Source organism: Providencia sp. PROV003 (genome assembly GCF_045040775.1).
Classification (GTDB): Bacteria; Pseudomonadota; Gammaproteobacteria; order Enterobacterales; family Enterobacteriaceae; genus Providencia; species Providencia huashanensis.
This window is the reverse complement of sequence record NZ_CP096369.1, coordinates 4,128,497-4,150,948: the sequence shown is the minus strand read 5'-3', so window position 1 is coordinate 4,150,948 and position 22,452 is coordinate 4,128,497. Positions and strand designations below refer to the sequence as shown.

The following is a 22,452-nucleotide window of genomic DNA, read 5'->3' as shown; positions in this document are numbered from 1 at the left end:
ACGTTAATTCATATATATGAAATAAGGTAGTAACGCTTATTTTGGAAGGATAACGCGAAGGCAAGCAGAGATAACCCGAGACAGTACTTAGGTACGGCGAGGGGAAGCGATGTGAAGCCGACAACGTTAGCCGAACAAAAGAACGTTACGGTCAGTAAGACATTCTTTGAGCATCAAGCTTTTTAATTGAAGAGTTTGATCATGGCTCAGATTGAACGCTGGCGGCAGGCCTAACACATGCAAGTCGAGCGGTAACAGGGGAAGCTTGCTTCTCGCTGACGAGCGGCGGACGGGTGAGTAATGTATGGGGATCTGCCCGATAGAGGGGGATAACCACTGGAAACGGTGGCTAATACCGCATAATCTCTTAGGAGCAAAGCAGGGGAACTTCGGTCCTTGCGCTATCGGATGAACCCATATGGGATTAGCTAGTAGGTGGGGTAATGGCTCACCTAGGCGACGATCCCTAGCTGGTCTGAGAGGATGATCAGCCACACTGGGACTGAGACACGGCCCAGACTCCTACGGGAGGCAGCAGTGGGGAATATTGCACAATGGGCGCAAGCCTGATGCAGCCATGCCGCGTGTATGAAGAAGGCCTTAGGGTTGTAAAGTACTTTCAGTCGGGAGGAAGGCGTTGATGCTAATATCATCAACGATTGACGTTACCGACAGGAAGAAGCACCGGCTAACTCCGTGCCAGCAGCCGCGGTAATACGGAGGGTGCAAGCGTTAATCGGAATTACTGGGCGTAAAGCGCACGCAGGCGGTTGATTAAGTTAGATGTGAAATCCCCGGGCTTAACCTGGGAATGGCATCTAAGACTGGTCAGCTAGAGTCTTGTAGAGGGGGGTAGAATTCCATGTGTAGCGGTGAAATGCGTAGAGATGTGGAGGAATACCGGTGGCGAAGGCGGCCCCCTGGACAAAGACTGACGCTCAGGTGCGAAAGCGTGGGGAGCAAACAGGATTAGATACCCTGGTAGTCCACGCTGTAAACGATGTCGATTTGAAGGTTGTTCCCTTGAGGAGTGGCTTTCGGAGCTAACGCGTTAAATCGACCGCCTGGGGAGTACGGCCGCAAGGTTAAAACTCAAATGAATTGACGGGGGCCCGCACAAGCGGTGGAGCATGTGGTTTAATTCGATGCAACGCGAAGAACCTTACCTACTCTTGACATCCAGAGAACTTAGCAGAGATGCTTTGGTGCCTTCGGGAACTCTGAGACAGGTGCTGCATGGCTGTCGTCAGCTCGTGTTGTGAAATGTTGGGTTAAGTCCCGCAACGAGCGCAACCCTTATCCTTTGTTGCCAGCGATTCGGTCGGGAACTCAAAGGAGACTGCCGGTGATAAACCGGAGGAAGGTGGGGATGACGTCAAGTCATCATGGCCCTTACGAGTAGGGCTACACACGTGCTACAATGGCGTATACAAAGAGAAGCGACCTCGCGAGAGCAAGCGGAACTCATAAAGTACGTCGTAGTCCGGATTGGAGTCTGCAACTCGACTCCATGAAGTCGGAATCGCTAGTAATCGTAGATCAGAATGCTACGGTGAATACGTTCCCGGGCCTTGTACACACCGCCCGTCACACCATGGGAGTGGGTTGCAAAAGAAGTAGGTAGCTTAACCTTCGGGAGGGCGCTTACCACTTTGTGATTCATGACTGGGGTGAAGTCGTAACAAGGTAACCGTAGGGGAACCTGCGGTTGGAACACCTCCTTACCATTGAAGTGTTTTTGTGAAGTGCTCACACAGATTGTCTGATGAAATAGAGTAGCAGTATCAATAGGCTTGTAGCTCAGGTGGTTAGAGCGCACCCCTGATAAGGGTGAGGTCGGTGGTTCAAGTCCACTCAGGCCTACCAAATTTTGTTTATTCGTTGTTGCAGATTAGCTCGTTTACCCAAAAGTAAACTTCGCCAATCCGCGCCTAGACTAAACAAAATTGGTAACTTTAAGCATACTAAAAGCGAGAAGTATAAATTTTATTATTTATCATTGATATTGAAATTACCTTTATGGGGCTATAGCTCAGCTGGGAGAGCGCCTGCCTTGCACGCAGGAGGTCAGCGGTTCGATCCCGCTTAGCTCCACCATAAATTTTTCTGATTATTCAGAATAGATTAGTCAAATAGTCTATTGCGAATAATTATGCTCTTTAACAATCTGGAACAAGCTGAAAATTGAAAACAACGCACATTGTTTATCGCTTAAACAATGTGAGAGTCTCTCAAAAATCTCAACTTGAATAGTGTACTTTGAACTATCGAGTCGACGAGCGAAATGAGTTCAAGGCAGCCCGCGCACAGCAAGCGCAGCGTACTTAATGTACGTGAGCATTGCGAGCACGGACTAACGCCGAAATCATGAAGCACAGTCACTCGTTGTCAGAAGACACCTTCGGGTTGTGAGGTTAAGCGACTAAGCGTACACGGTGGATGCCTAGGCAATCAGAGGCGATGAAGGACGTGCTAATCTGCGATAAGCGTCGGTAAGGTGATATGAACCGTTATACCCGACGATTTCCGAATGGGGAAACCCAGTGCAATTCGTTGCACTATCGTTTGATGAATACATAGTCAAACGAAGCGAACCGGGGGAACTGAAACATCTCAGTACCCCGAGGAAAAGAAATCAACCGAGATTCCCCTAGTAGCGGCGAGCGAACGGGGAGCAGCCCAGAGTCTTAATCAGCATTAGTATCAGGAGAACGGTCTGGAAAGTCCGGCAGTAAAGGGTGATAGCCCCGTATCTGAAGATATTAGTGTTGTGAACTCGACGAGTAGGGCGGGACACGTGTTATCCTGTCTGAATATGGGGGGACCATCCTCCAAGGCTAAATACTCCTGATTGACCGATAGTGAACCAGTACCGTGAGGGAAAGGCGAAAAGAACCCCGGCGAGGGGAGTGAAATAGAACCTGAAACCGTGTACGTACAAGCAGTGGGAGCCTTGATTTATCAGGGTGACTGCGTACCTTTTGTATAATGGGTCAGCGACTTATATTCTGTAGCAAGGTTAACCGTATAGGGGAGCCGTAGGGAAACCGAGTCTTAACTGGGCGAATGAGTTGCAGGGTATAGACCCGAAACCCGGTGATCTAGCCATGGGCAGGTTGAAGGTTGGGTAACACTAACTGGAGGACCGAACCGACTAATGTTGAAAAATTAGCGGATGACTTGTGGCTGGGGGTGAAAGGCCAATCAAACCGGGAGATAGCTGGTTCTCCCCGAAAGCTATTTAGGTAGCGCCTCGTGAACTCATCTTCGGGGGTAGAGCACTGTTTCGACTAGGGGGTCATCCCGACTTACCAACTCGATGCAAACTACGAATACCGAAGAATGTTATCACGGGAGACACACGGCGGGTGCTAACGTTCGTCGTGAAGAGGGAAACAACCCAGACCGCCAGCTAAGGTCCCAAAGTCATAGTTAAGTGGGAAACGAAGTGGGAAGGCTCAGACAGCCAGGATGTTGGCTTAGAAGCAGCCATCATTTAAAGAAAGCGTAATAGCTCACTGGTCGAGTCGGCCTGCGCGGAAGATGTAACGGGGCTAAACTATGCACCGAAGCTGCGGCAGCGATATGTAAATATTGTTGGGTAGGGGAGCGTTCTGTAAGCCTGTGAAGGTGTACTGTGAGGTATGCTGGAGGTATCAGAAGTGCGAATGCTGACATAAGTAACGATAATGCGGGTGAAAAACCCGCACGCCGGAAGACCAAGGGTTCCTGTCCAACGTTAATCGGGGCAGGGTGAGTCGACCCCTAAGGCGAGGCAGAAATGCGTAGTCGATGGGAAACGGGTTAATATTCCCGTACTGGTGATAATTGCGATGGGGGGACGGAGAAGGCTAGGCTGGCCGGGCGACGGTTGTCCCGGTTTAAGGATGTAGGCAGGTGAATTAGGCAAATCCGGTTCACTATATGCTGAGGTCTGATGACGAGTCACTACGGTGGCGAAGTAGCTCATGCCCCGCTTCCAGGAAAAGCCTCTAAGCTCTAGATTATCATTAATCGTACCCCAAACCGACACAGGTGGTCAGGTAGAGAATACTCAGGCGCTTGAGAGAACTCGGGTGAAGGAACTAGGCAAAATGGTGCCGTAACTTCGGGAGAAGGCACGCTGGCGTTAGGTGAAGTGGTTTACCCATGGAGCTGAAGCCAGTCGCAGATACCAGCTGGCTGCAACTGTTTATTAAAAACACAGCACTGTGCAAACACGAAAGTGGACGTATACGGTGTGACGCCTGCCCGGTGCTGGAAGGTTAATTGATGGGGTTATCCGTAAGGAGAAGCTCTTGATCGAAGCCCCAGTAAACGGCGGCCGTAACTATAACGGTCCTAAGGTAGCGAAATTCCTTGTCGGGTAAGTTCCGACCTGCACGAATGGCGTAATGATGGCCAGGCTGTCTCCACCCGAGACTCAGTGAAATTGAACTCGCTGTGAAGATGCAGTGTACCCGCGGCAAGACGGAAAGACCCCGTGAACCTTTACTATAGCTTGACACTGAACATTGAGCCTTGATGTGTAGGATAGGTGGGAGGCTTTGAAGTGTGGACGCTAGTCTGCATGGAGCCAACCTTGAAATACCACCCTTTAATGTTTGATGTTCTAACGTTGCCCCGTTATCCGGGGTGCGGACAGTGTCTGGTGGGTAGTTTGACTGGGGCGGTCTCCTCCCAAAGAGTAACGGAGGAGCACGAAGGTTGGCTAAGCATGGTCGGACATCATGCGGTTAGTGCAAAGGCATAAGCCAGCTTGACTGCGAGAGTGACGGCTCGAGCAGGTACGAAAGTAGGTCTTAGTGATCCGGTGGTTCTGAATGGAAGGGCCATCGCTCAACGGATAAAAGGTACTCCGGGGATAACAGGCTGATACCGCCCAAGAGTTCATATCGACGGCGGTGTTTGGCACCTCGATGTCGGCTCATCACATCCTGGGGCTGAAGTAGGTCCCAAGGGTACGGCTGTTCGCCGTTTAAAGTGGTACGCGAGCTGGGTTTAGAACGTCGTGAGACAGTTCGGTCCCTATCTGCCGTGGGCGTTGGAAGATTGAAAGGGGCTGCTCCTAGTACGAGAGGACCGGAGTGGACGCACCACTGGTGTTCGGGTTGTCATGCCAATGGCATTGCCCGGTAGCTAAGTGCGGAAGAGATAACCGCTGAAAGCATCTAAGCGGGAAACTTGCCTTGAGATGAGTCTTCCCTGACCCTTTAAGGGTCCTAAAGGAACGTTTAAGACTAAGACGTTGATAGGTTGGGTGTGTAAGCATAGCGATATGTTGAGCTAACCAATACTAATGAACCGTGAGGCTTAACCTGACAACACCGAAGGTGTTTTAGAGATTGAGAGATGAGGTTGATTCAATGAGCGTGAGAAGCCGAGAGGCGAGGGACACAGCAGCTTGTTCAAGATTGCAGTTCTGGTTTAGTGACGAAATGTACTAAACGGGAACAAACCGAATTTGTCTGGCGGCAATAGCGCGGTGGTCCCACCTGACCCCATGCCGAACTCAGCAGTGAAACGCCGTAGCGCCGATGGTAGTGTGGGGTCTCCCCATGTGAGAGTAGGGAACTGCCAGACATTAATTAAAAATTTATTGCTTATAAGAAGCAGTAAATTGCCGAAAGGCGAAAAGAATAAGTGGAGCGGTAGTTCAGTTGGTTAGAATACCTGCCTGTCACGCAGGGGGTCGCGGGTTCGAGTCCCGTCCGTTCCGCCACTTAATCAAGCCCCGTGATGAAAATTACGGGGCTTTTTTACATATATGAACCGAAGAATGCTAATAATATTAAATAGTTAAATTAGGTGATATCAATTTCAAAATAGCGCTTTAAGGCTTTTTTGCCCGTTGATGTAAAACTTACTTCCCTATAGCCTTTTATTCTGTTTATCCATCCGTTTTGCTCAAATATTTTTAATAATTCAGCGCCAGCGACTCCACTCAGATGCATACTTCGTTCGCTCCAGTCTAAACATTCACACACCATTTTTTTTGTTGTCTTTATTGGTAATTTGATGCCTAGCTGTTTAAAACCGTCAATGCCAAATGTAGAAAGTTTGTTCTCTTCGATTAATATCCAGCCTCTTTTTTGCATAGATTGATAGATTTTTACTGCGATTTCTCCTGCTAGGTGGTTATAACAGGTGCGCGCTTTGCGTAAGGTAATAGGTGTGGTGGTGGGGGGTTGACTCTTCATTTTCATTGAAACCCCCATTAAAGTTTCAATTAGAGCTGCGATATCTGTACCAGCGAGGCGATAGTAGCGGTGTCGCCCTTGAGACAGATAGGTAATTAATTGACTATTTAACAATTTTGCCAGATGGGCACTGGCCGTTGAAGGTGTGACCCCTGCAACGGTACTTAACTCTGTTGCAGTCCAAGCCTTGCCATCCATTAGCGCACAAAGAATACTGACCCTTGAGGGGTCAGCAATTGCAGAGGCAACATTTGAAATTGAGCGTTCTAAGTGTTCATTTTCCTCGGTTAGGAGGTCTGGCTGGGTTGATCTCACGGGGAACACTCCATTTTTTCGTGATTTTAATAGCGAGCTCATTGTTATCGGTTAATAGTATCAACCTATTGTTGTGATCACTATATTGCACAAGGATATTAATATGATAATGAGCGAGGTGTGCAGCTATTTTGCCAAGCTCTCCTGGGCAATCTTGATTGAGTTGACAAATTACAGGTTGTGAAATGCTTTCAAGCTGTAAACCTACGGAGAATAGAGCTTGATGAATATTTTCTGTGTGCTCAATTAAAAAATGTGCATGGCTTTTGCCCTCGACAGAAAAAACACCGCCACCTTCGAGACTGATGCCATGTTGGCCTAATGTAGCGCCAAGTATCGCTAATTTGCCCGGTTGATTATCAAGGATCACATAAATATCATACATAAAGGTTAGTCTCTTTTATTTAATGAATAATCTCTGATAACTTGTGCTACCCGAATATGGTACTGTGAAAAAATGGTGCTTTTCCCTTCAAATTGAGCATGCTGGTGTTGCATATTGTTTTTCCATTCAATTATGGCTTCTTCATTTTCCCACCACGATAGAGACAAAATCTTCCCAGTGGTTGTTAGGCTTTGAAAACGCTCAATAGAAATAAATCCTTTAATATTTAGCAACTCTGACTTGAGTTCAGCGGCTAGCTGAAAGTAACGGCTTTGTTGTTCAGGAATTGGATTTGCTTCAAATAGTACTGCGATCATAAAACCCCCTTCAGTTAGAAAGCCTTAATATAGTCAATTTTTTTAGGGATGCTTCGATAGAGAACGAAATGTATAAGATAGTGAAGAGGGGGCATCCGGTAAGGAATGATTTAGTGAAAGGGGACGATAAAGATGAAACCAAAGATTATTTAAATGATTGATATAAGCTATATCCTGCTACAGCTCCAGCAACGTCATAAGTGAAATCATGCCAGCTCCAACCAGTTCCTTCTGGCCGACTATCATATAATTCTTTTGCTGCACCTAGTGAGACTGAAAATAAAATACCGAATTGTGCTGCGTCTCTATGTCGCATATTTTGCCTATCAGCATATGCATTTCCTGCTGCAGCCATTGCTGCGGAAAATGCGAAGTGTTGGGCTTTATCTTTGCCTTTCCAGTTATCATTAGACCAATGATAACCACTACACCCAGTGATTAACATTATGAATATACTAATAATGAATGGCTTAAACATAGTAGGTATCATCACCGAGTCAACGGCCATAAAAAGCGCCACTAAAGTGACGCTGACTTGGACTGGGGTTATAAAATCCGGCTAATTAGCCTATCCACACGTATTCGACGTAATCTGCGGATAAGTTTTTTTACTTTTACTGGGTAGGTTTGAATGCTATCAAGTTCCCGAAAATGGCCTACCACTTTTGTGTGCGTGCGGATGCACTCTAATTCGTGGCTACGTTGATCTTGTAATTCTTGTTTTGGATCGTGGATAAGCACTGCATTTTCAAGATCTAGCCCCCATGCCCGAGGATTCAAGTTATTACCTGTTATTAACTGCCACTGATTATCTACCCACATCCCTTTTAGATGATAGGTATTTTCACCATCTTTCCACAGCCTAACGGTCAGTTGTTGATTATCGATAAAACGTTGCAGACGGCTTACAAAGCGGCGCAGGTTTATCTCATAGAGATAAGGTAGTGCACCTATAATTTTAAATGGTTCTTCAGGTGGGATATAGAAATCATTAGCTGTCTTATCACCAATAATAATTTCGACTTGCTTACCCTCTCTTAGCAACCGACTAATAATTCTAACTAAAACTGCTGGTAGATTAAAATAGGGCGTACAAATTGTGAGTTTTTTATTGGTAGAGCCCATTAAATGAGTGATCACACGGTTTAAATCATTCTTTTTACCAAGACCGACAAATGGAGTTACGGATAGCTCATCGTTTGAGGCATTCCCGATAAATTGATAAGAAGAACCCCTTAACCCCAAACGAAATTGTTTGATTAAGTGTTTAAATTCAGCTGTTTTAGGGCGAGTTGTTGTATTTAGTAAATGAACAGCCTCGGCTTGTAATAACGAGTCATCAATAAATTTTTTCATTGATGCGGTAAGTTGGCTATTTTTGATCAAATGATACCGATCATAACGGTACTTATCATGACGTTGTAAGTAAACATCATTAATACTTGCACCGCTGTACAGTAAAGTATCATCAAACAAGAAACCTTTTAGGTGCAACACACCTAAGGCTTCCCTAGTATTAACAGGAATGCCATAGACTGGAATATCGATATTAGGATAATGCTGAGCAACGTCATAGTACCAATCGGCGTTAGTTGCATTTGCTGCAACGCCTATTCTGCCACGTTGAGCACGGTGCCAGTCTACGAGAATTTTGATATCCAATGATGTATTAGCTTGTTTTGCAGCATATAACGCATGAAGTACGTCTTTGCCTGCATCATCTTTCTCTAAATACAAAGCGGTTATGTAGATAGTATTTTGAGCCTGAGAAATTTGTTTCAGCAGTTCATCACGAAAATCTTCTGTCTTATATAGCGTTTTTACATCAGCAATTTCTTGAGACAGTTTAGGTAAACTAACCAAATATTGTTGATGTTTTGCTTGTTTTAATTTTGACAACATCACAGTGTGAATTTTCTCTTATTAGTCCAATAGCAAATCGCTTTACGCACATTTTCAAGCGAATGATCTATGGATGATAGCATATTTAGCCAAACCATTTAGTACAAATTAACAGCCTGTTTAATTACCATACAAGTTATGTAGTTATATCCAGTTTTTTTACAGATAGAGTGTTAGGTTTACGACCCCATCCTCAAACTGAACATCAATTTCAAAGCCTAATTTTTTTGCCAAGCTGATCATATTTCTATTTTCAGGCATGGTTATTGCCGTCAATTTTTTTATACCGTGGTTACGGGTGTAATTAAGCAGCTTTTGCATTAGCTGGTAACCAAGAGTTTGCCCTTTCATATCTGAGCGCACTAATACAGCAAATTCAGCTTCTTGGTTATCTGGATCGGCCATTGCACGGGTAACGCCAATAATCTCAGGATTAGAACCTTGGTTTTTGACGGCCACGAAAGCCATTTCTCTGTCGTAATCAATTTGAGTCATGTTTGCGAGATCATCATGGGTGAATTCGCTGATCTCGCTAAAATAACGATAGTAAAGATCTTCTTTGGTGACTTGTTCGATAAAGGACTTCAGTAATGGTTCGTCTTCAGGAAGAATAGGCCGTAGCAGGCAGGTTAGGTCTTCTTTTAAGGCGATAGTTTCTTCGAGTTCGCTCGGATAAGGGCGAATAGCAAGCCTCGATGTTGTTGCACTATCTGTTGGACTTAATGTCATAGAGACATCAAGCAAGGTAAATTCGTCACCTGAAGCTAACAATGGATGAATGTCTAAACGTGTAATATTCGGGCAATCAATAATTAGATTTGAAACACGGACCAATAAGCTAGATAGCCCTAGTATATTTAAAGGTTCTAGGGCACTTCTGGATTTGATTTTATATCCTTTAATTGCATTGATTACCAGATAACGGGCCAAAGCCATATTAAGTGGCGGCAAGGCGACGGCTGCTTGGCTTTCTTGTTGCCATTCAATACCGCCTTCTCCTAACATAATTAAGGGACCAAATACGGGGTCTAATTCAACAGCAATTCTTAGCTCTTGGGCCCCAGCTCGGTTTGCCATACTTTGTACCAGTAACCCTTCAATGCGTGCATTAGGGAAATTAGTGGAAACACGCTCAATAATTGCTTTTGCGGCATCCTCGACTTCTTTCGCATTACGTAAATAAAGCATAACCCCCTGTACTTCAGATTTATGGACAATATCTGGAGAACGTAGTTTTAATGCCACGGGATAACCAATTTTTTCTGCAATTTCAATGGCCTCATCACTTGAATGGGCAATCCATGTTGGAAGGCTGTTTAAGCCATATGCCTTTAAGATAGGCTGGACTTCATGGGTATCTAAATGAAGGTTGTTGTTAGTTAATGCTTGTTGGATGTATTCATGAGCTTGCTGAGTGTTTGCCGTAATACCCACAGGGAGCGCTGGAGTTTCTTTGAGTTGTTTTTGATTACGGCGGTATTCCACCATATGCATATAGGCGGTAATAGCCCCTTCAGGAGTACGATAAGTTGGAATACCAGCTTCACTGAAAAGCCGGCGTGATTCTTGAGATGAATATTCGCCGCACCAATTGGTTAGGATGGTTAGCCATTTCCCCCTAGGGTGCTGCTTTATGGCCTTAATAATTTTTTCTGCCATTATTTTGCTTTCAGTGATCGCACTCGGTGTGTGGATCAATAACAAAGCATCGTGGTCGTGGCTATCAAGCATTTTATTTAGCACATTGATGTAGCGTTCAACCGTTGAGTCATCCCCTAAGTCGATAGGATTTTGCGTTGATAAATCAAGAGGCAATAAAGAGCTTAATTCATTTTCGGTTTCAATACTTAGCTTAGCCAGCTTACCATTACGTAACAGTAGTTCATCTAATGCCATCGCTGCGGGTGCTGAACCATTGCTCATGATAGACAGGCGTTCCCCCCGTAATGGCGTCATATAACTTAATGTTTCTACGGCGGAAAACATTTCATGAGTGTCTTGTACACGTAAAAGCCCGGCCCGTTGGATAGCCGCATCATAGGCGGCGTCTAAGCTAGGTTTATCACCGAGTAGTTCTTGTGCTTTACGCGTACGACCACTTTTTATGACTAAAATTGGCTTATTACGTGATGCACTACGAGATGAAGACAAAAAGCGCCTTGCATCACTGATGTTCTCAAGATAAAGCAAAATAGCACTTGTTTTACTGTCCCGAGCTAAGTAATCCAATAAGTCATCGATATCGATATCGATGCTATCACCAAGGGCAATAAAGTAGGAAAAACCGATTTCTCTGTGCCTGGCCCAGTCAAGAACAGTGTTTGAGACCGCGGCAGATTGAGAGATAAAGGCGAGTTTTCCTTTTAAAATTGGAATAGGTGAAAAACTGGCATTTAGCCCTTGCCATGGGGCAAGGAAGCCTAAGCTATTTGGGCCAAGTAACCGCATTTGGTACTGTTGAGCAACTTTTTTAAGTTCATTAAATTGAATAGAAGGGGATGATAAAACAATCACAACCTTACAACCAACAGCGCCTAATTGATGCAAACAATCGATATTCCGTGAGTAATGAGTGCAAATTACAGCAAGATCAGGTTTAAGAGGGAGTTCATCAACTGATGGATAAGCAAATACACCAAGTACTGAATGACGGTTTGGGTTAACAGGAAGGATTGGCCCTTTGAAGCCACTGGTTAGGAGATTTTTCATCATCACCGAACCTGCACGGTTCGGATTTTCAGATGCCCCAATAACAACAATAGACTTTGGTCTGAATAAAGATTCTAGCTGACTCACTAAACCCATGATTGGTAACCTTCCGTTTTGCTGGAACGAACTAAAAGCTCAATAGATAAAATAGGCTGAGTAATACTTATGAATACTATGCCCTAACTTTGACTTTGCGCTAGTTTATCCTGCCAATTTAATTAATTTATACAAGCACGTTCACGTTTTATGATAATGATGGTCCGAAAGTTAAAATTTCTTGGTACTACGTGCGTAAAATAAATTAAAAAATTACCCAAAAATAGTTAGAGCGAGGTTTCATTTAGCATCATTTGTGCCATTGGATGGTGAGGTTTACCTTCAAGATATTTGTGGCGAAATAGGTTGAAGTGGCTGAACAATTGTTGAGATGCGTTGGTATCCCCAGCTAATTCTAAAACTGTTGCAGCAACTTCCGCTGTACAGTGTTGTTCTTCCCTTGATGGCATCCGTAATAAATAATCAGTTCTTGCTTTGGTATTGATTGAAAGCATTGGAAGATTATTGAGATAAGGGCTTTTTCGAAACATTTTACGGGCTTCAGGCCAAGTGCCATCCAATAAAATAAACAACGGGGGTTTTTCAGAGATATTTGGTTGATTTACCACGGTGCGTTCACTTTCAGCGTAGCTCTCTGGAAAAATAAGATATGGTTGTTTTGTGGTGTCTTGTAATATAGCTAATAACTGCGCGTCCGGTTCAGTCCTTGACCATTGGAATGCGAGGGTATTAGGCAAAATATCTGCAATCAATTTCCCAGTATTACTTGGTTTAAATACTTCGCCATCAAACATAATTAAGCAAAATTGGCTTTTTGCTTGTGATGATACCGTATCTTTGCATAAGCATTGTGGAACAGGTAACAAGCAATATTCACAGCGTTTTACTCGACAACCTCTGGCTTTAAAAGGCTTAGTTGATAATGCAAGGCGCTGCTGGCGAAGGTGATAAACTGCATTCGGGGTCATGGTTAATTAAGGTTTTTAGGGGATTTAAAATGAGGGGCTTATTGTACGCAAAACGATTTCTATACGATAGAAGTATATTCAATAAGTTTTCGGTGAGATAATAGTGTGAATCGGTGGCGTAGCCTTGCAACATCATGTAATCTTCGCGCCATAGCTTAGTAGGGGATAGTGATGAACGACTCGAATGAATTTAGTGGTAAAAACGGCAAAGTAAAAGTGATGTATGTCCGTAGTGAAGAAGCGGACAACAATAAAAATAATGATAAACGCCGTGGCGGTCGTGACGGAGGGCGTGACGATAGACGTGGTAATGATAAACGCAGTAATGACCGACGTGATGGAAGAAATGACCGTGGTGGGCGCCCTAATCGTCCAGAGCGTCGTTCTGATAGCCGCGATGATGTATCTCGTGAGCGTTCACCATGGCGCACTGTTTCTAAACCAGATAGCGAAGAACTGGTTAACGACCATGGTGGAATTGCGGGTAAAAGCCAAATAGACCCGGAGCAATTACGTAAGCAACGTCAGGAAGAAACGCGTATCTATGGTGAAAACGCATGCCAAGCTATGTTTAAGAACCGGCCTGATGCGATTGTTCGTGCGTGGTTCTTACAATCTGTGACGCCACGTTTTCGTGATGCATTAAAATGGATGGCGGCAAACCGTAAAGCTTACCATGTTGTTGATGATGAAGAGTTATCAAAGGCATCGGGCACTGAACACCATGGTGGTGTCTGTTTTATCATCAAAAAGCGTGGTGGAATGAGCGCAGATGCTTATATACAGCAAGCGGCAGAGAAAGATTGTGTATTAGCACTAGAAGATGTAGGTAACCCACATAACCTAGGCGGAATGATGCGTAGCTGTGCCCACTTCGGTGTGAAAGGCGTTATTTTGCAAGATGCTGGCATGCTAGAGTCTGGTGCAGCAATTCGTACCGCAGAAGGCGGCGCTGAGCATATTAAAGCGATTGATGCTGACGGTTTAACCTCAACGTTGGATAAATTTCGTCAAGCAGGTTATACCATTGTGACTACCTCTAGCCATAAAGGAAGCCAAGATTTAGCGAAAGCTAAGTTACCCGCTAAAATGGTCTTAGTATTAGGCCAAGAAAGTGATGGCTTAAGTGATAGCACGTGGGATCAAGGGGATATGAGTCTGTATATTGGCGGTACAGGTAAAGTAGAAAGCTTGAACGTGTCTGTTGCAACTGGAATTATGTTGGCGCAATGGTGGCAGCAAAACCAAGTTAAGTAATAGCGCACTGAGTAAAAATTAAATCCAGGCTAGCTAAATATAAAGCTAGTTCTGGATTTATATTTAGCTCGTATAAAGTGAGAGCTAACTTAACAATTTATTGATTCAATAAATTCTAAATATTGGGTCATTTGTTTATCCGTAATATTCCCTTCAGGTGATAATTCAGTTAGTCCTTTTTCGTCATATGTTTCGGTACCATAAAACCCAAAAAAGCCGCCCCATTTAGCATTAATGTATAAGACGGTAACTTCGAACGGCCGCAATATCTCAGCGAGTGTATACTGATATTTTCCTTCAGCATGGTAGTCCTCATCCCTAATTCCAGCGGTAACGGCTAAAGCGATCGTTTTTTCTTTCAGTCTGTCGTGACTTTGTGAACCATATGCCCACCCATAAGTAAATACATCGTCTAGCCATTTTTTAAGTAATGGCGGAGAGTTAAACCAATAAATAGGAAATTGTAAGATCACATTGTCATGGGCTTCAATTAGCGCTTGCTCTCTAGCAACATCAATATTCCAATCTGGATAAGCTTCATAAATATTATGGATCGTAAAGTCATTGGTTTGTTTGGCGGCTTGTTCTAATAGATGACGATTAATAACAGAGTCTTGCATATTAGGATGAGCGACGACGATTAAAGTTTTCACTAAATTATTCCTTTGTTTGAAAGTATTGGCAGTATAAAATCCAATTTCAAAAAAGAAAATACGCACACTGACGATACATACTTACCTAAAGGATAGTGATAATATGAAAAATAGAGAGGAAATATTATGTGCTTTGAGTGGTATTAACCCGCAAGAAACTGGCTTCGGGTATACGCTTTCCGTTATCAATGGCAAATATAAAATGATCATTTTGTATTGGTTAGCGCAACATAAAGAAGTGATCCGTTTTAATGAGTTACAACGTTGTATCGGAACGATTACTTACAAGACATTAAGTTCGACGCTTAAAGAGTTAGAAAAAGATGGTTTAGTATTTAGAGAGGAATACCCTCAAATCCCCCCTAAAGTAGAATATAGTTTAACTCCCCGAGGAAAAACGTTAATTCCAGTTCTCAATATGATGTGTGAGTGGGGGGAACAAATACGTGACGAAATAGCAAATTAAAAGTCATGCGGGCTTAACTTCTATTATGGGGGGGATTTTTAGCAATAGCCGATTAATTATTTATGGCTTAATGAGTTTCACTCGTTGAGTTGTTATTGCGCTATAAGCCTATGACTGAGCAAATATGTAATATTTTTTGTATAAAGAATATTATTTATGCAATAAGCAAACTAGCTCAGTTAATTTAGGGGCTAAAAATTCCTCTTCGGAATAATTACATGAATAAGCTTCTAGCAAATGATTTGCGAATTGAATAAGGTCTAAGCGGGTTAATGGTGTTACTTTTGTCACGATTTTATAAGCTGCAGAAATTTCATTTAAACTGATGCAGTATTCATAATAGCCTGTTTCGATGGCTTGAGTAATTTCTTGTGGAATACAAGTAAAATCAAGGTCATCAGCTTCAAGTTTTAGCTGCAGATAAGCCTGAACATCGTCCAATATATCGAAAGGGTAAATTTCTTGGTATTGATTGACATAGCAAATAAGTTTTTTGCGGTATTGCTCTGCTTGGAAGTCATCTAAGGTGTTGATCAGTTCTACTAGCTGGCTATTTTCAACCCATGATTTCATGATAATTTACCTGAGCAATCTGATTAGTGAATTAGTGTATTGGTTAGAAAGGCGATAAGCAAAAAAATAACCCCACATAAAAAGTGGGGCTAGGATGATAAAGCGGGGGCTAATGTGCACCACCACCTTTTGAACCTGCACCGAATGGGGGTTTTGCAAACCAAACAATGACCATTAATAAGATAAAAATCCCTGCGGATAACCAAAAGATCTCATTTGCGGAGATAATAAGCCCTTGGTCTGTAATGGTTTTCGCTAAATATGCAGCACTTTGTTGCTCATTCAAACCAATCTTTGCCAGTTCATGATACATATATTGGGCATTAGGGTTGTAAGGGTTGACAAACTCTGTGAGGTTTTCATGGTGCATTGATTCCCTTTGTGTCCACATCGTGGTAGTAATCGATGTCCCTATTGCCCCTGCTAATGTACGGGTAAAGTTGGATAGGCTGGATGCTGAAGCCATTTTCTCAGGCGGTAGGCCTGATAAGGTAATGGTTGTTAGTGGCATAAAGAAACAGGCGATGGCTAGGCCTTGTACAAATTGTGGCCATGCTGCTGCTGCGAAACTCATATCCGGTTCAAAGGTATAAGCTCGCCAATAGTAACAAACAGCATAGATAATAAAGCTGAATGTAACCAGATAGCGCATGTCAATTCGGTTACCAAAACGACCAATTATTGGGGTAATTAACAAGGGTAATAAACCAACGGGTGCAGAAGCCAAGCCTGCCCATGTTGCGGTATAGCCGTAAACCTCCTGCAATAATTGGGGCAGTAATACAATGGTCCCAAAATATAGCATGTAAGCGAGGCTTAGGGATAAGCAGCCAATAGTAAAATTCCGTTCTTTAAATAGTGAAAGGTCAATTACGGGGTGTTCATCCGTGAGCTCCCATACGATCAGGAAAGCAATAGCAACAACGGCAATTATGGTCAAAACAATAATTTCGGTAGAGTTAAACCAATCGAGTTCTTTGCCTTGGTCAAGCATGATTTGTAATGCGCCAATCCCTACTACAAGCAATACTAAACCAATAGTATCAATGCGTTGTATCGATATTTTTGTTTCACGACCTTTTAGCGTTTTCATGATGGCAAAAATAATCGCGATACTAAATGGTACGTTGATAAAAAATATCCAGCCCCAATGATAGTTGTCACTAATGTACCCACCAAGAATTGGCCCGCAAATAGGCGCAATGACAATGGTCATTGACCAAAGAGCTAATGCCATATTTCGCTTAGCTGGTGGGTAGTTATTAAGAAGCAGGCTCTGAGATAATGGGATCAGTGGTCCCGCAACTAAGCCTTGCAATACACGGAATAAAATTAGCATTTCTAAACTACTAGAAATGCCACATAGCCATGAAGTTAAAGCAAATAGCCCTGTCGACCACAAAAATAATCTTACTTCGCCTATCCGGCGAGCTAGCCAGCCAGTGATTGGAATTGAAATTGCATTAGCGACACCAAAGGAGGTAATTACCCAAGTTCCCTGTGAGTTAGAAGCACCTAAGTTACCCGCAATAGTTGGGATCGCTACGTTAGCAATCGTAGAGTCAAGTACTTGCATAAAGGTTGCCAATGAAAGGGCAATAGTCATCCAAGCAAGTTTTGATCCTGTTAACGGTGCTGGCGTCACGGTTGCTCCCTCACTTATTTATTCCCTGAGTTATTATTAATTATCTCAGTAACTATTTTATCGGCAGGTGACATATCAACGGCTAATGCTGCAGTGTGGTATGCAGGTGTATCGCGCATGCCTTTAGAAAGTACTTTGCCATCTTTATTTAAAGTATCGACGGTCACTTCAGTTGATAACCCTATGCGCAGGGGATGCTCTTCAACTTGATTAGCATCTAAGGCGATACGAACGGGGAGACGTTGTACGACTTTGATCCAATTACCGCTCGCATTTTGTGCGGGGAGTAATGAAAAGGCACTCCCTGTCCCCATATCTAAACCGACGACGGTTCCATTGAAAACAATATCTTTACCGTAGAAATCAGTGGTGACCTTTGCAGTTTGGCCAATACGCATATCCGCAAGTTGAGTTTCTTTAAAATTAGCGTCAATCCACATGCCACTAGAAGGGACGATAGCCATTAATGGTGTTGAAGGCGTAATCTGTGAACCTACTTGTACACTGCGGCGGGAAACATAACCATCGACGGGGCTGACGATTTTAGTTCGTTGTAAGGTTAACCAAGCGTTTCTCACTTGTGTTGCGGCTTGTTCTACAGCGGGTTGTTTTGCTATTGGGGTGTTAAGAACAATGGCTTGATTGGCATTGTACTGTTCAATTGCCATATCTAATGCGGCTTTTGCACTGACGACAGCCTCTCTGGCATGTTGTAGTTCTTCTTTGCCGATAACATTGCTACTACCTAGAACTTCTCTGCGTTTTAAATCATTTTGTAATCGGTTAAGTTCTGAACGCTTAACGGCAATGTTCGCTTGCAATTGGCGGCTGTTAATTATGTGTTGGCGTGTTTGGCGCACACTATTGGCAAGTTCTGTTTTTGCTTTTTCAAGTGCTATTTCTGCATCCCTAGGGTCGAGCGTGACTAGCGTGGTCCCACTTTTGACGAAGTCAGTGTTATCAACATTGACCGTCATGACACTTCCAGAAACTTGAGATTGAATTTGTACTTGGTTACCTGCGACATATGCATTGTCTGTAGACTCATAATGACGAAGTACGAGATACCAGTAAACAGCCCAGCCAACGCCAATAGCAATAAAAATAATGGTTAAAAACACGAGCGCATTTCTACGTTGTCTTTTTTTATTTGGTTGGGGAGTCTGCGTTTGTTGCATTTCCTCAGGGGAACTCATACTCATATTCTCCATGTTCGATGGATAGGGATCACAATTGTTTCCAGTAGTTAGGGATTAACCACTGGAAACTAAGACTACAAATGATTTTGCTGCTCGATGGGATATCGTAAAGCATAAGAATGAAAGGATAACGAAATATTGTTAGCTGAAAAGTTTTTTTTCACCTTTGAGCGTAAGAATGCCTCAAATACATTAACCCTATAAAGATCATGGTTAATCTTTTATCGTATCCAGTTTGGTGAGTAATTTACGCATCAGCATATCCAGCTGTTGTTTTTCATTAGCATCCAAAACAGACCAAATATCAATAAGGGCGCCATGCTGAGGTGGCAATAAACCATTTAAGAATTCAGTTCCTTTCTCAGTCAAATGCAAGTGTAGGCAACGTCTGTCGTTATGGCTTTCTTTACGTTCAATCCAACCATTTTTTTCAAGCTCATCGGCTATGCGTGTGGCGTTGGTTCGTGAGGAACCGAGTGCTGCACTAAGTTCAGAGGGCTGGATACTACGGGAGTCTTTTGTATCAAGGATCATTAATGCCATGAATAAAGTTTCATTAATACCTTGAGCTCTTAACATGTTATTACGTGATTCAAGTAGCTTGCCATGAACATGCATACATAGGCGTGTTAAGAGAATTTCTTGATACGGAATCGGTGCTTCATGTGAATCTTGCTGTGCAACACGAGCGTTTAGTAGTTCTTCAGTCGGTGTAAATGAACTTTCCATTATTTGGATACCTTATTAGTTTCAGTTGGTAAGATTACAACTGTCATCAACCACCTAAATGGTATATTAAAAGATAGAATTAGCAATTATACTTACTTAATACCGTCGATTTTATTTTGATTATGATACATCATTCATAAATTTTATGAATGTAATTTACAGGTTTCAGTATAGCGTAACCAATCATTTTTGCTTTTTTAGACATGATTGGTTATGAAGCAACCAAAAATAAATCGATTTAGGCACTAAATATAATCATATAAAACAATATATAATCACATCACATTAACTCAATACCACTTTTTTTATTACTCAATAATTACAAGTTAGATGGAACATTTTAATTATTACGTATAAATACCGAGTTTTGTTTAATTTATATATTATTCTATGTGTTAATAATTGCCACAACTAACTATTAGTATACCTTTTAATTAAGATATAGTATTTGTTTAACAGTGTCATTTGCTAACTTTCGCCTTAGTTATTATAACAAATAAAACTATTTAATGAATATATGAATATTTATTAATTCAATATTCAAAATATTTATTTGATAAACTTATAGGGTATCACTTTGATATGTTAGGTTTGTTTATGTGTTAAAGCACTGCAGCTAGCATTTTGTCTGAAATGTTAGCTGCGTTTTTATCTGCAGAAACGTTATTGATCCTGCGCGGTGATGGTAGGGTCAAAACGAATACCAATTGCCCAAATAATTAAACTGATTGTAGTTAAGATAACACCGGAAATGGCTACGCCTTCCCATCCTGCATGTTCATAAGCATAACCCGAAAGTAGTGAGCCTAGCGCTCCACCAATAAAATAACTGGTCATATAACCGGCAGTAAGCCGATTACGAGCCTCTGGTAAAATACGGTATAACGTACTTTGACTTGTTACGTGAACAGCTTGTACTGCAAGGTCGAGAACTAAGACGCCAATAATAAATGCAACGAGAGAGTGTTTAGCTAACCCTATAGGTATCCACGATAACAACAACAAAACGAGCCCAATTGTGGTCAGGAGTTTACCTTTCCCTTTATCAACAAGATGTCCTGCCTGAGATGCCATGAATGCTCCAGCAGCCCCAACCAGACCAAATAAGCCAATAGTGCCTTCAGAGTAATTAAACGGTGGGCTTGCCAATAAAAAAGCCATCGCTGTCCATAGTAAACCAAAATTAGCAAATGAAAGTGCTCCGAGCGAGGCTCTTACGGCAAGCACGGGAGTACCAAAAAATAAGCGACCGATAGAGCCAAGTAACTGAAAATAGTTCAGATTGGTTTTTTGGTGATAGCGAGGCAATTTGATGGCTAGCACAATCATCAATAGGATCAATAAAGCGAAAGCTACCCAATAGATAGCTCTCCAGCCACCCACCATGGCGACAGCCCCTGAAACTGTCCTTGCAAGTAAAATCCCAAGCAGTAACCCACTCATAATGATACCAACCGCTTTACCGCGTTGATGTGGTTTGGCGATAGATGCTGCTAGTGGAATAAGTACTTGAGCGACCACTGAAAATAAACCAGTGAGAGCTGTACCTAATAATATTTGCCATACATGATTTGATAAAGCTGTAATTAGGAGACCTAACGCGGAAAGAAAGGTCATAACCAAAATTAAGCGTTTACGTTCAAATAAATCCCCTAAAGGGACTAAAAATAGTAAACCAGCAGCGTACCCCAACTGGGCAGCGGTCACAATAAACCCAGCCATATTGGTGGTAAGGTTAAATTGCTCGGCAATAGTCTCTAACAGAGGTTGAGCATAGTAATTACTAGCGACAACTAAACCTGTTGAAATTGCCATTAAAATGGTTAGGCCAGTAGTGAGTTCAGCCGTTTGTGGTTGTTTCATTTTTTATTACCAATCATCAATTAGGCAAATACTATAAACAAAATTCAAAAGCTTGGTTTATTTCTTTTCGCTATTTATAAAAAAAACCATCTTCAAGAAGAAGATGGTTTTTAGTTTTTGCTCAGTAGTTTAACTTATTTGGCAGCTTGTTTTGCTTCTTCAACCCAGCCATCGAAAGTGGATTGGTGTGCTTTAATCCATCCATTCACATGGCGTTCAATATCAGCTTGAGAAGCTTCTCCATTATGCATCCTTAAGTTTTGCGCATTCACATCGGCAATAGGTAATTTCATAATGGAAAACAATTTCGCCGCAGCGGGGTTATCGGCAGCCCATTTTTTATTCGCTACAATGTGCATTGTGTTTGGTGGGAAACCATAGTTTTTGCCATTAAGAAGGGTAGTATCTGTTTTTTCACCATTCGGCATTGCCGAGAAAGGCACTTCTAACCAAACTACATCACGGCCTGGTTTTAACACATCACTGATCCAGTAAGGGGTCCAGGTATAGTAGAAAATAGGTTTCCCTTCTTTGTAGCGCGTGATGGTATCGGCCATCATAGCCGCGTAGTTTCCTTGATTGTGATCGATAGATTTTTCAAGGTCGTAAGCTTTTAAATGTGTATTGATCGCAGCTTCACAGCCCCAACCGGGGTTACAGCCAGTTAAGTCCGCTTTACCATTACCGTTAGAGTCAAATAATTTTGCGATTTTTGGGTCTTTTAATTGCTCAATGTTGGTAATGTTATATTTATCAGCGGTTTTTTTATCAATTAAATAGCCTTGTGCTGCATTGACAACATAGTCCCCTTGGCGATAAAAGGCTTTATCACCACCGGCAGCTTCATATTGTGCATCATGTAAAGGTACCCAACTTACGGCTAGGAAAGTTGCGTCTCCATTGGCAATAGAGGAATAGGCAACGTTGTAATCCACTTCTTTGATAGGGTTAATATCATAGCCGAGCTTTTCAAGGGCTTTTGAGACAATTAAGGTTTGGAATGTTTCCTCACTGATGGTGCTTTGTACAGGGTTTATTTTAATTCCTTTACCCGGTAATGACTCCGCATACGCGAGTGAAGAGCTAAGAATAGCAGTCAGGGCAGTTGCAAGAATAATTGGCTTTCTCATTATGTTTATCCTTCTATTTTGGTTCGTCGCTTGGCTTTGCAAGCGAAGAGCCAAATAATGGCTCTATCGTGGATGGAGGATGTG

General features: G+C 42.6%; 16 protein-coding genes, 3 tRNA genes and 3 rRNA genes. 8 read left to right on the top strand and 14 right to left on the bottom strand.

Translation table 11 applies throughout. The features are described from left to right. The first annotated feature begins 183 nt into the window (after nt 1-183). The 6 genes from M1F14_RS19100 to M1F14_RS19075 all read left to right on the top strand — a co-directional run bounded on the left by M1F14_RS19100 (nt 184) and on the right by M1F14_RS19075 (nt 5,722). Nucleotides 184-1,724, top strand: a 16S ribosomal RNA gene (locus M1F14_RS19100). 65 nt (nt 1,725-1,789) lie between these two features. Next, nucleotides 1,790-1,866 (top strand) — tRNA-Ile (locus M1F14_RS19095). Nucleotides 1,867-2,021: 155 nt separating this feature from the next. Then, nucleotides 2,022-2,097, top strand: a tRNA-Ala gene (locus tag M1F14_RS19090). Nucleotides 2,098-2,412: 315 nt separating this feature from the next. Further along, a 23S ribosomal RNA gene (locus M1F14_RS19085) occupies nt 2,413-5,321 on the top strand. 146 nt (nt 5,322-5,467) lie between these two features. Continuing rightward, nucleotides 5,468-5,583: ribosomal RNA gene (gene rrf / locus M1F14_RS19080) — 5S ribosomal RNA — on the top strand. The 16S, 23S and 5S rRNA genes sit together here with 3 tRNA genes alongside, the layout of an rRNA operon. 62 nt (nt 5,584-5,645) lie before the next feature. Continuing rightward, a tRNA-Asp gene (locus M1F14_RS19075) sits at nt 5,646-5,722 on the top strand. An 82-nt stretch (nt 5,723-5,804) separates the two neighbouring features. Here M1F14_RS19075 and M1F14_RS19070 read toward each other — a convergent pair. From M1F14_RS19070 to M1F14_RS19040, 7 genes are all read right to left on the bottom strand, one after another. After that, entirely contained in the window at nt 5,805-6,515 is a 711-nt protein-coding gene (locus tag M1F14_RS19070) for an ArsR/SmtB family transcription factor (RefSeq protein WP_371025592.1), read from the bottom strand. Next, complete coding sequence (locus tag M1F14_RS19065) at nt 6,475-6,900, bottom strand: amino acid-binding protein (RefSeq protein WP_042848415.1); 426 nt, start codon at nt 6,898-6,900, stop codon at nt 6,475-6,477. The genes M1F14_RS19070 and M1F14_RS19065 overlap by 41 nt, the downstream gene beginning before the upstream one ends. Nucleotides 6,901-6,905: 5 nt before the next feature. Beyond that, nucleotides 6,906-7,217 (bottom strand): antibiotic biosynthesis monooxygenase, encoded by a 312-nt coding sequence (locus M1F14_RS19060; protein WP_042848413.1) that lies wholly within the window; start codon nt 7,215-7,217, stop codon nt 6,906-6,908. 145 nt (nt 7,218-7,362) lie between these two features. Next, entirely contained in the window at nt 7,363-7,695 is a 333-nt protein-coding gene (locus M1F14_RS19055; RefSeq protein WP_131680524.1) for a YfiM family lipoprotein, read from the bottom strand. A gap of 68 nt (nt 7,696-7,763) precedes the next feature. Beyond that, nucleotides 7,764-9,119, bottom strand: coding sequence for a CDP-diacylglycerol--serine O-phosphatidyltransferase (gene pssA / locus M1F14_RS19050; protein WP_042848412.1), 1,356 nt, complete (start codon nt 9,117-9,119; stop codon nt 7,764-7,766). A 159-nt stretch (nt 9,120-9,278) separates the two neighbouring features. Beyond that, complete coding sequence (locus M1F14_RS19045; RefSeq protein WP_048606336.1) at nt 9,279-11,924, bottom strand: bifunctional acetate--CoA ligase family protein/GNAT family N-acetyltransferase; 2,646 nt, start codon at nt 11,922-11,924, stop codon at nt 9,279-9,281. Between the two features lie 227 nt (nt 11,925-12,151). Beyond that, nucleotides 12,152-12,853, bottom strand: a complete 702-nt coding sequence (locus M1F14_RS19040; RefSeq protein WP_181469124.1) for a tRNA-uridine aminocarboxypropyltransferase — start codon at nt 12,851-12,853, stop codon at nt 12,152-12,154. Nucleotides 12,854-13,024: 171 nt separating this feature from the next. Between M1F14_RS19040 and M1F14_RS19035 the strand changes: the two genes are divergently transcribed. After that, nucleotides 13,025-14,110 (top strand): tRNA/rRNA methyltransferase, encoded by a 1,086-nt coding sequence (locus M1F14_RS19035; RefSeq protein ID WP_131680476.1) that lies wholly within the window; start codon nt 13,025-13,027, stop codon nt 14,108-14,110. Between the two features lie 89 nt (nt 14,111-14,199). On the opposite strand, the gene M1F14_RS19030 is transcribed toward M1F14_RS19035, so the two are convergent. Further along, nucleotides 14,200-14,763, bottom strand: a complete 564-nt coding sequence (locus M1F14_RS19030; protein WP_042848406.1) for an NAD(P)H-dependent oxidoreductase — start codon at nt 14,761-14,763, stop codon at nt 14,200-14,202. Nucleotides 14,764-14,866: 103 nt separating this feature from the next. Here M1F14_RS19030 and M1F14_RS19025 point away from each other — a divergent pair, with 103 nt between their 5' ends. Then, entirely contained in the window at nt 14,867-15,229 is a 363-nt protein-coding gene (locus M1F14_RS19025; protein WP_042848404.1) for a helix-turn-helix domain-containing protein, read from the top strand. A gap of 150 nt (nt 15,230-15,379) precedes the next feature. Here M1F14_RS19025 and M1F14_RS19020 read toward each other — a convergent pair whose 3' ends face one another. From M1F14_RS19020 to proX, 6 genes are all read right to left on the bottom strand, one after another. Next, entirely contained in the window at nt 15,380-15,802 is a 423-nt protein-coding gene (locus tag M1F14_RS19020; protein ID WP_208292086.1) for a hypothetical protein, read from the bottom strand. A 109-nt stretch (nt 15,803-15,911) separates the two neighbouring features. Further along, on the bottom strand, nt 15,912-17,408 hold the full coding sequence (gene emrB / locus M1F14_RS19015) for a multidrug efflux MFS transporter permease subunit EmrB (RefSeq protein WP_048606368.1): 1,497 nt from the start codon (nt 17,406-17,408) through the stop codon (nt 15,912-15,914). Nucleotides 17,409-17,461: 53 nt separating this feature from the next. Beyond that, on the bottom strand, nt 17,462-18,643 hold the full coding sequence (gene emrA, locus M1F14_RS19010; protein WP_042848400.1) for a multidrug efflux MFS transporter periplasmic adaptor subunit EmrA: 1,182 nt from the start codon (nt 18,641-18,643) through the stop codon (nt 17,462-17,464). Between the two features lie 216 nt (nt 18,644-18,859). Further along, a complete protein-coding gene (gene mprA, locus M1F14_RS19005) occupies nt 18,860-19,375 on the bottom strand; it encodes a transcriptional repressor MprA (RefSeq protein ID WP_042848398.1) in 516 nt (171 codons plus the stop codon). Between the two features lie 663 nt (nt 19,376-20,038). Further along, nucleotides 20,039-21,238 carry an MFS transporter gene (locus M1F14_RS19000; protein WP_181469125.1) on the bottom strand — a complete coding sequence of 400 codons (1,200 nt, stop codon included), beginning with the start codon at nt 21,236-21,238 and terminating at the stop codon, nt 20,039-20,041. A gap of 134 nt (nt 21,239-21,372) precedes the next feature. After that, the gene (proX, locus tag M1F14_RS18995; RefSeq protein WP_181469126.1) at nt 21,373-22,368 is read right to left on the bottom strand and encodes a glycine betaine/L-proline ABC transporter substrate-binding protein ProX; all 996 of its coding nucleotides are present in this window, start codon (nt 22,366-22,368) and stop codon (nt 21,373-21,375) included. Nucleotides 22,369-22,452: the final 84 nt, after the last annotated feature.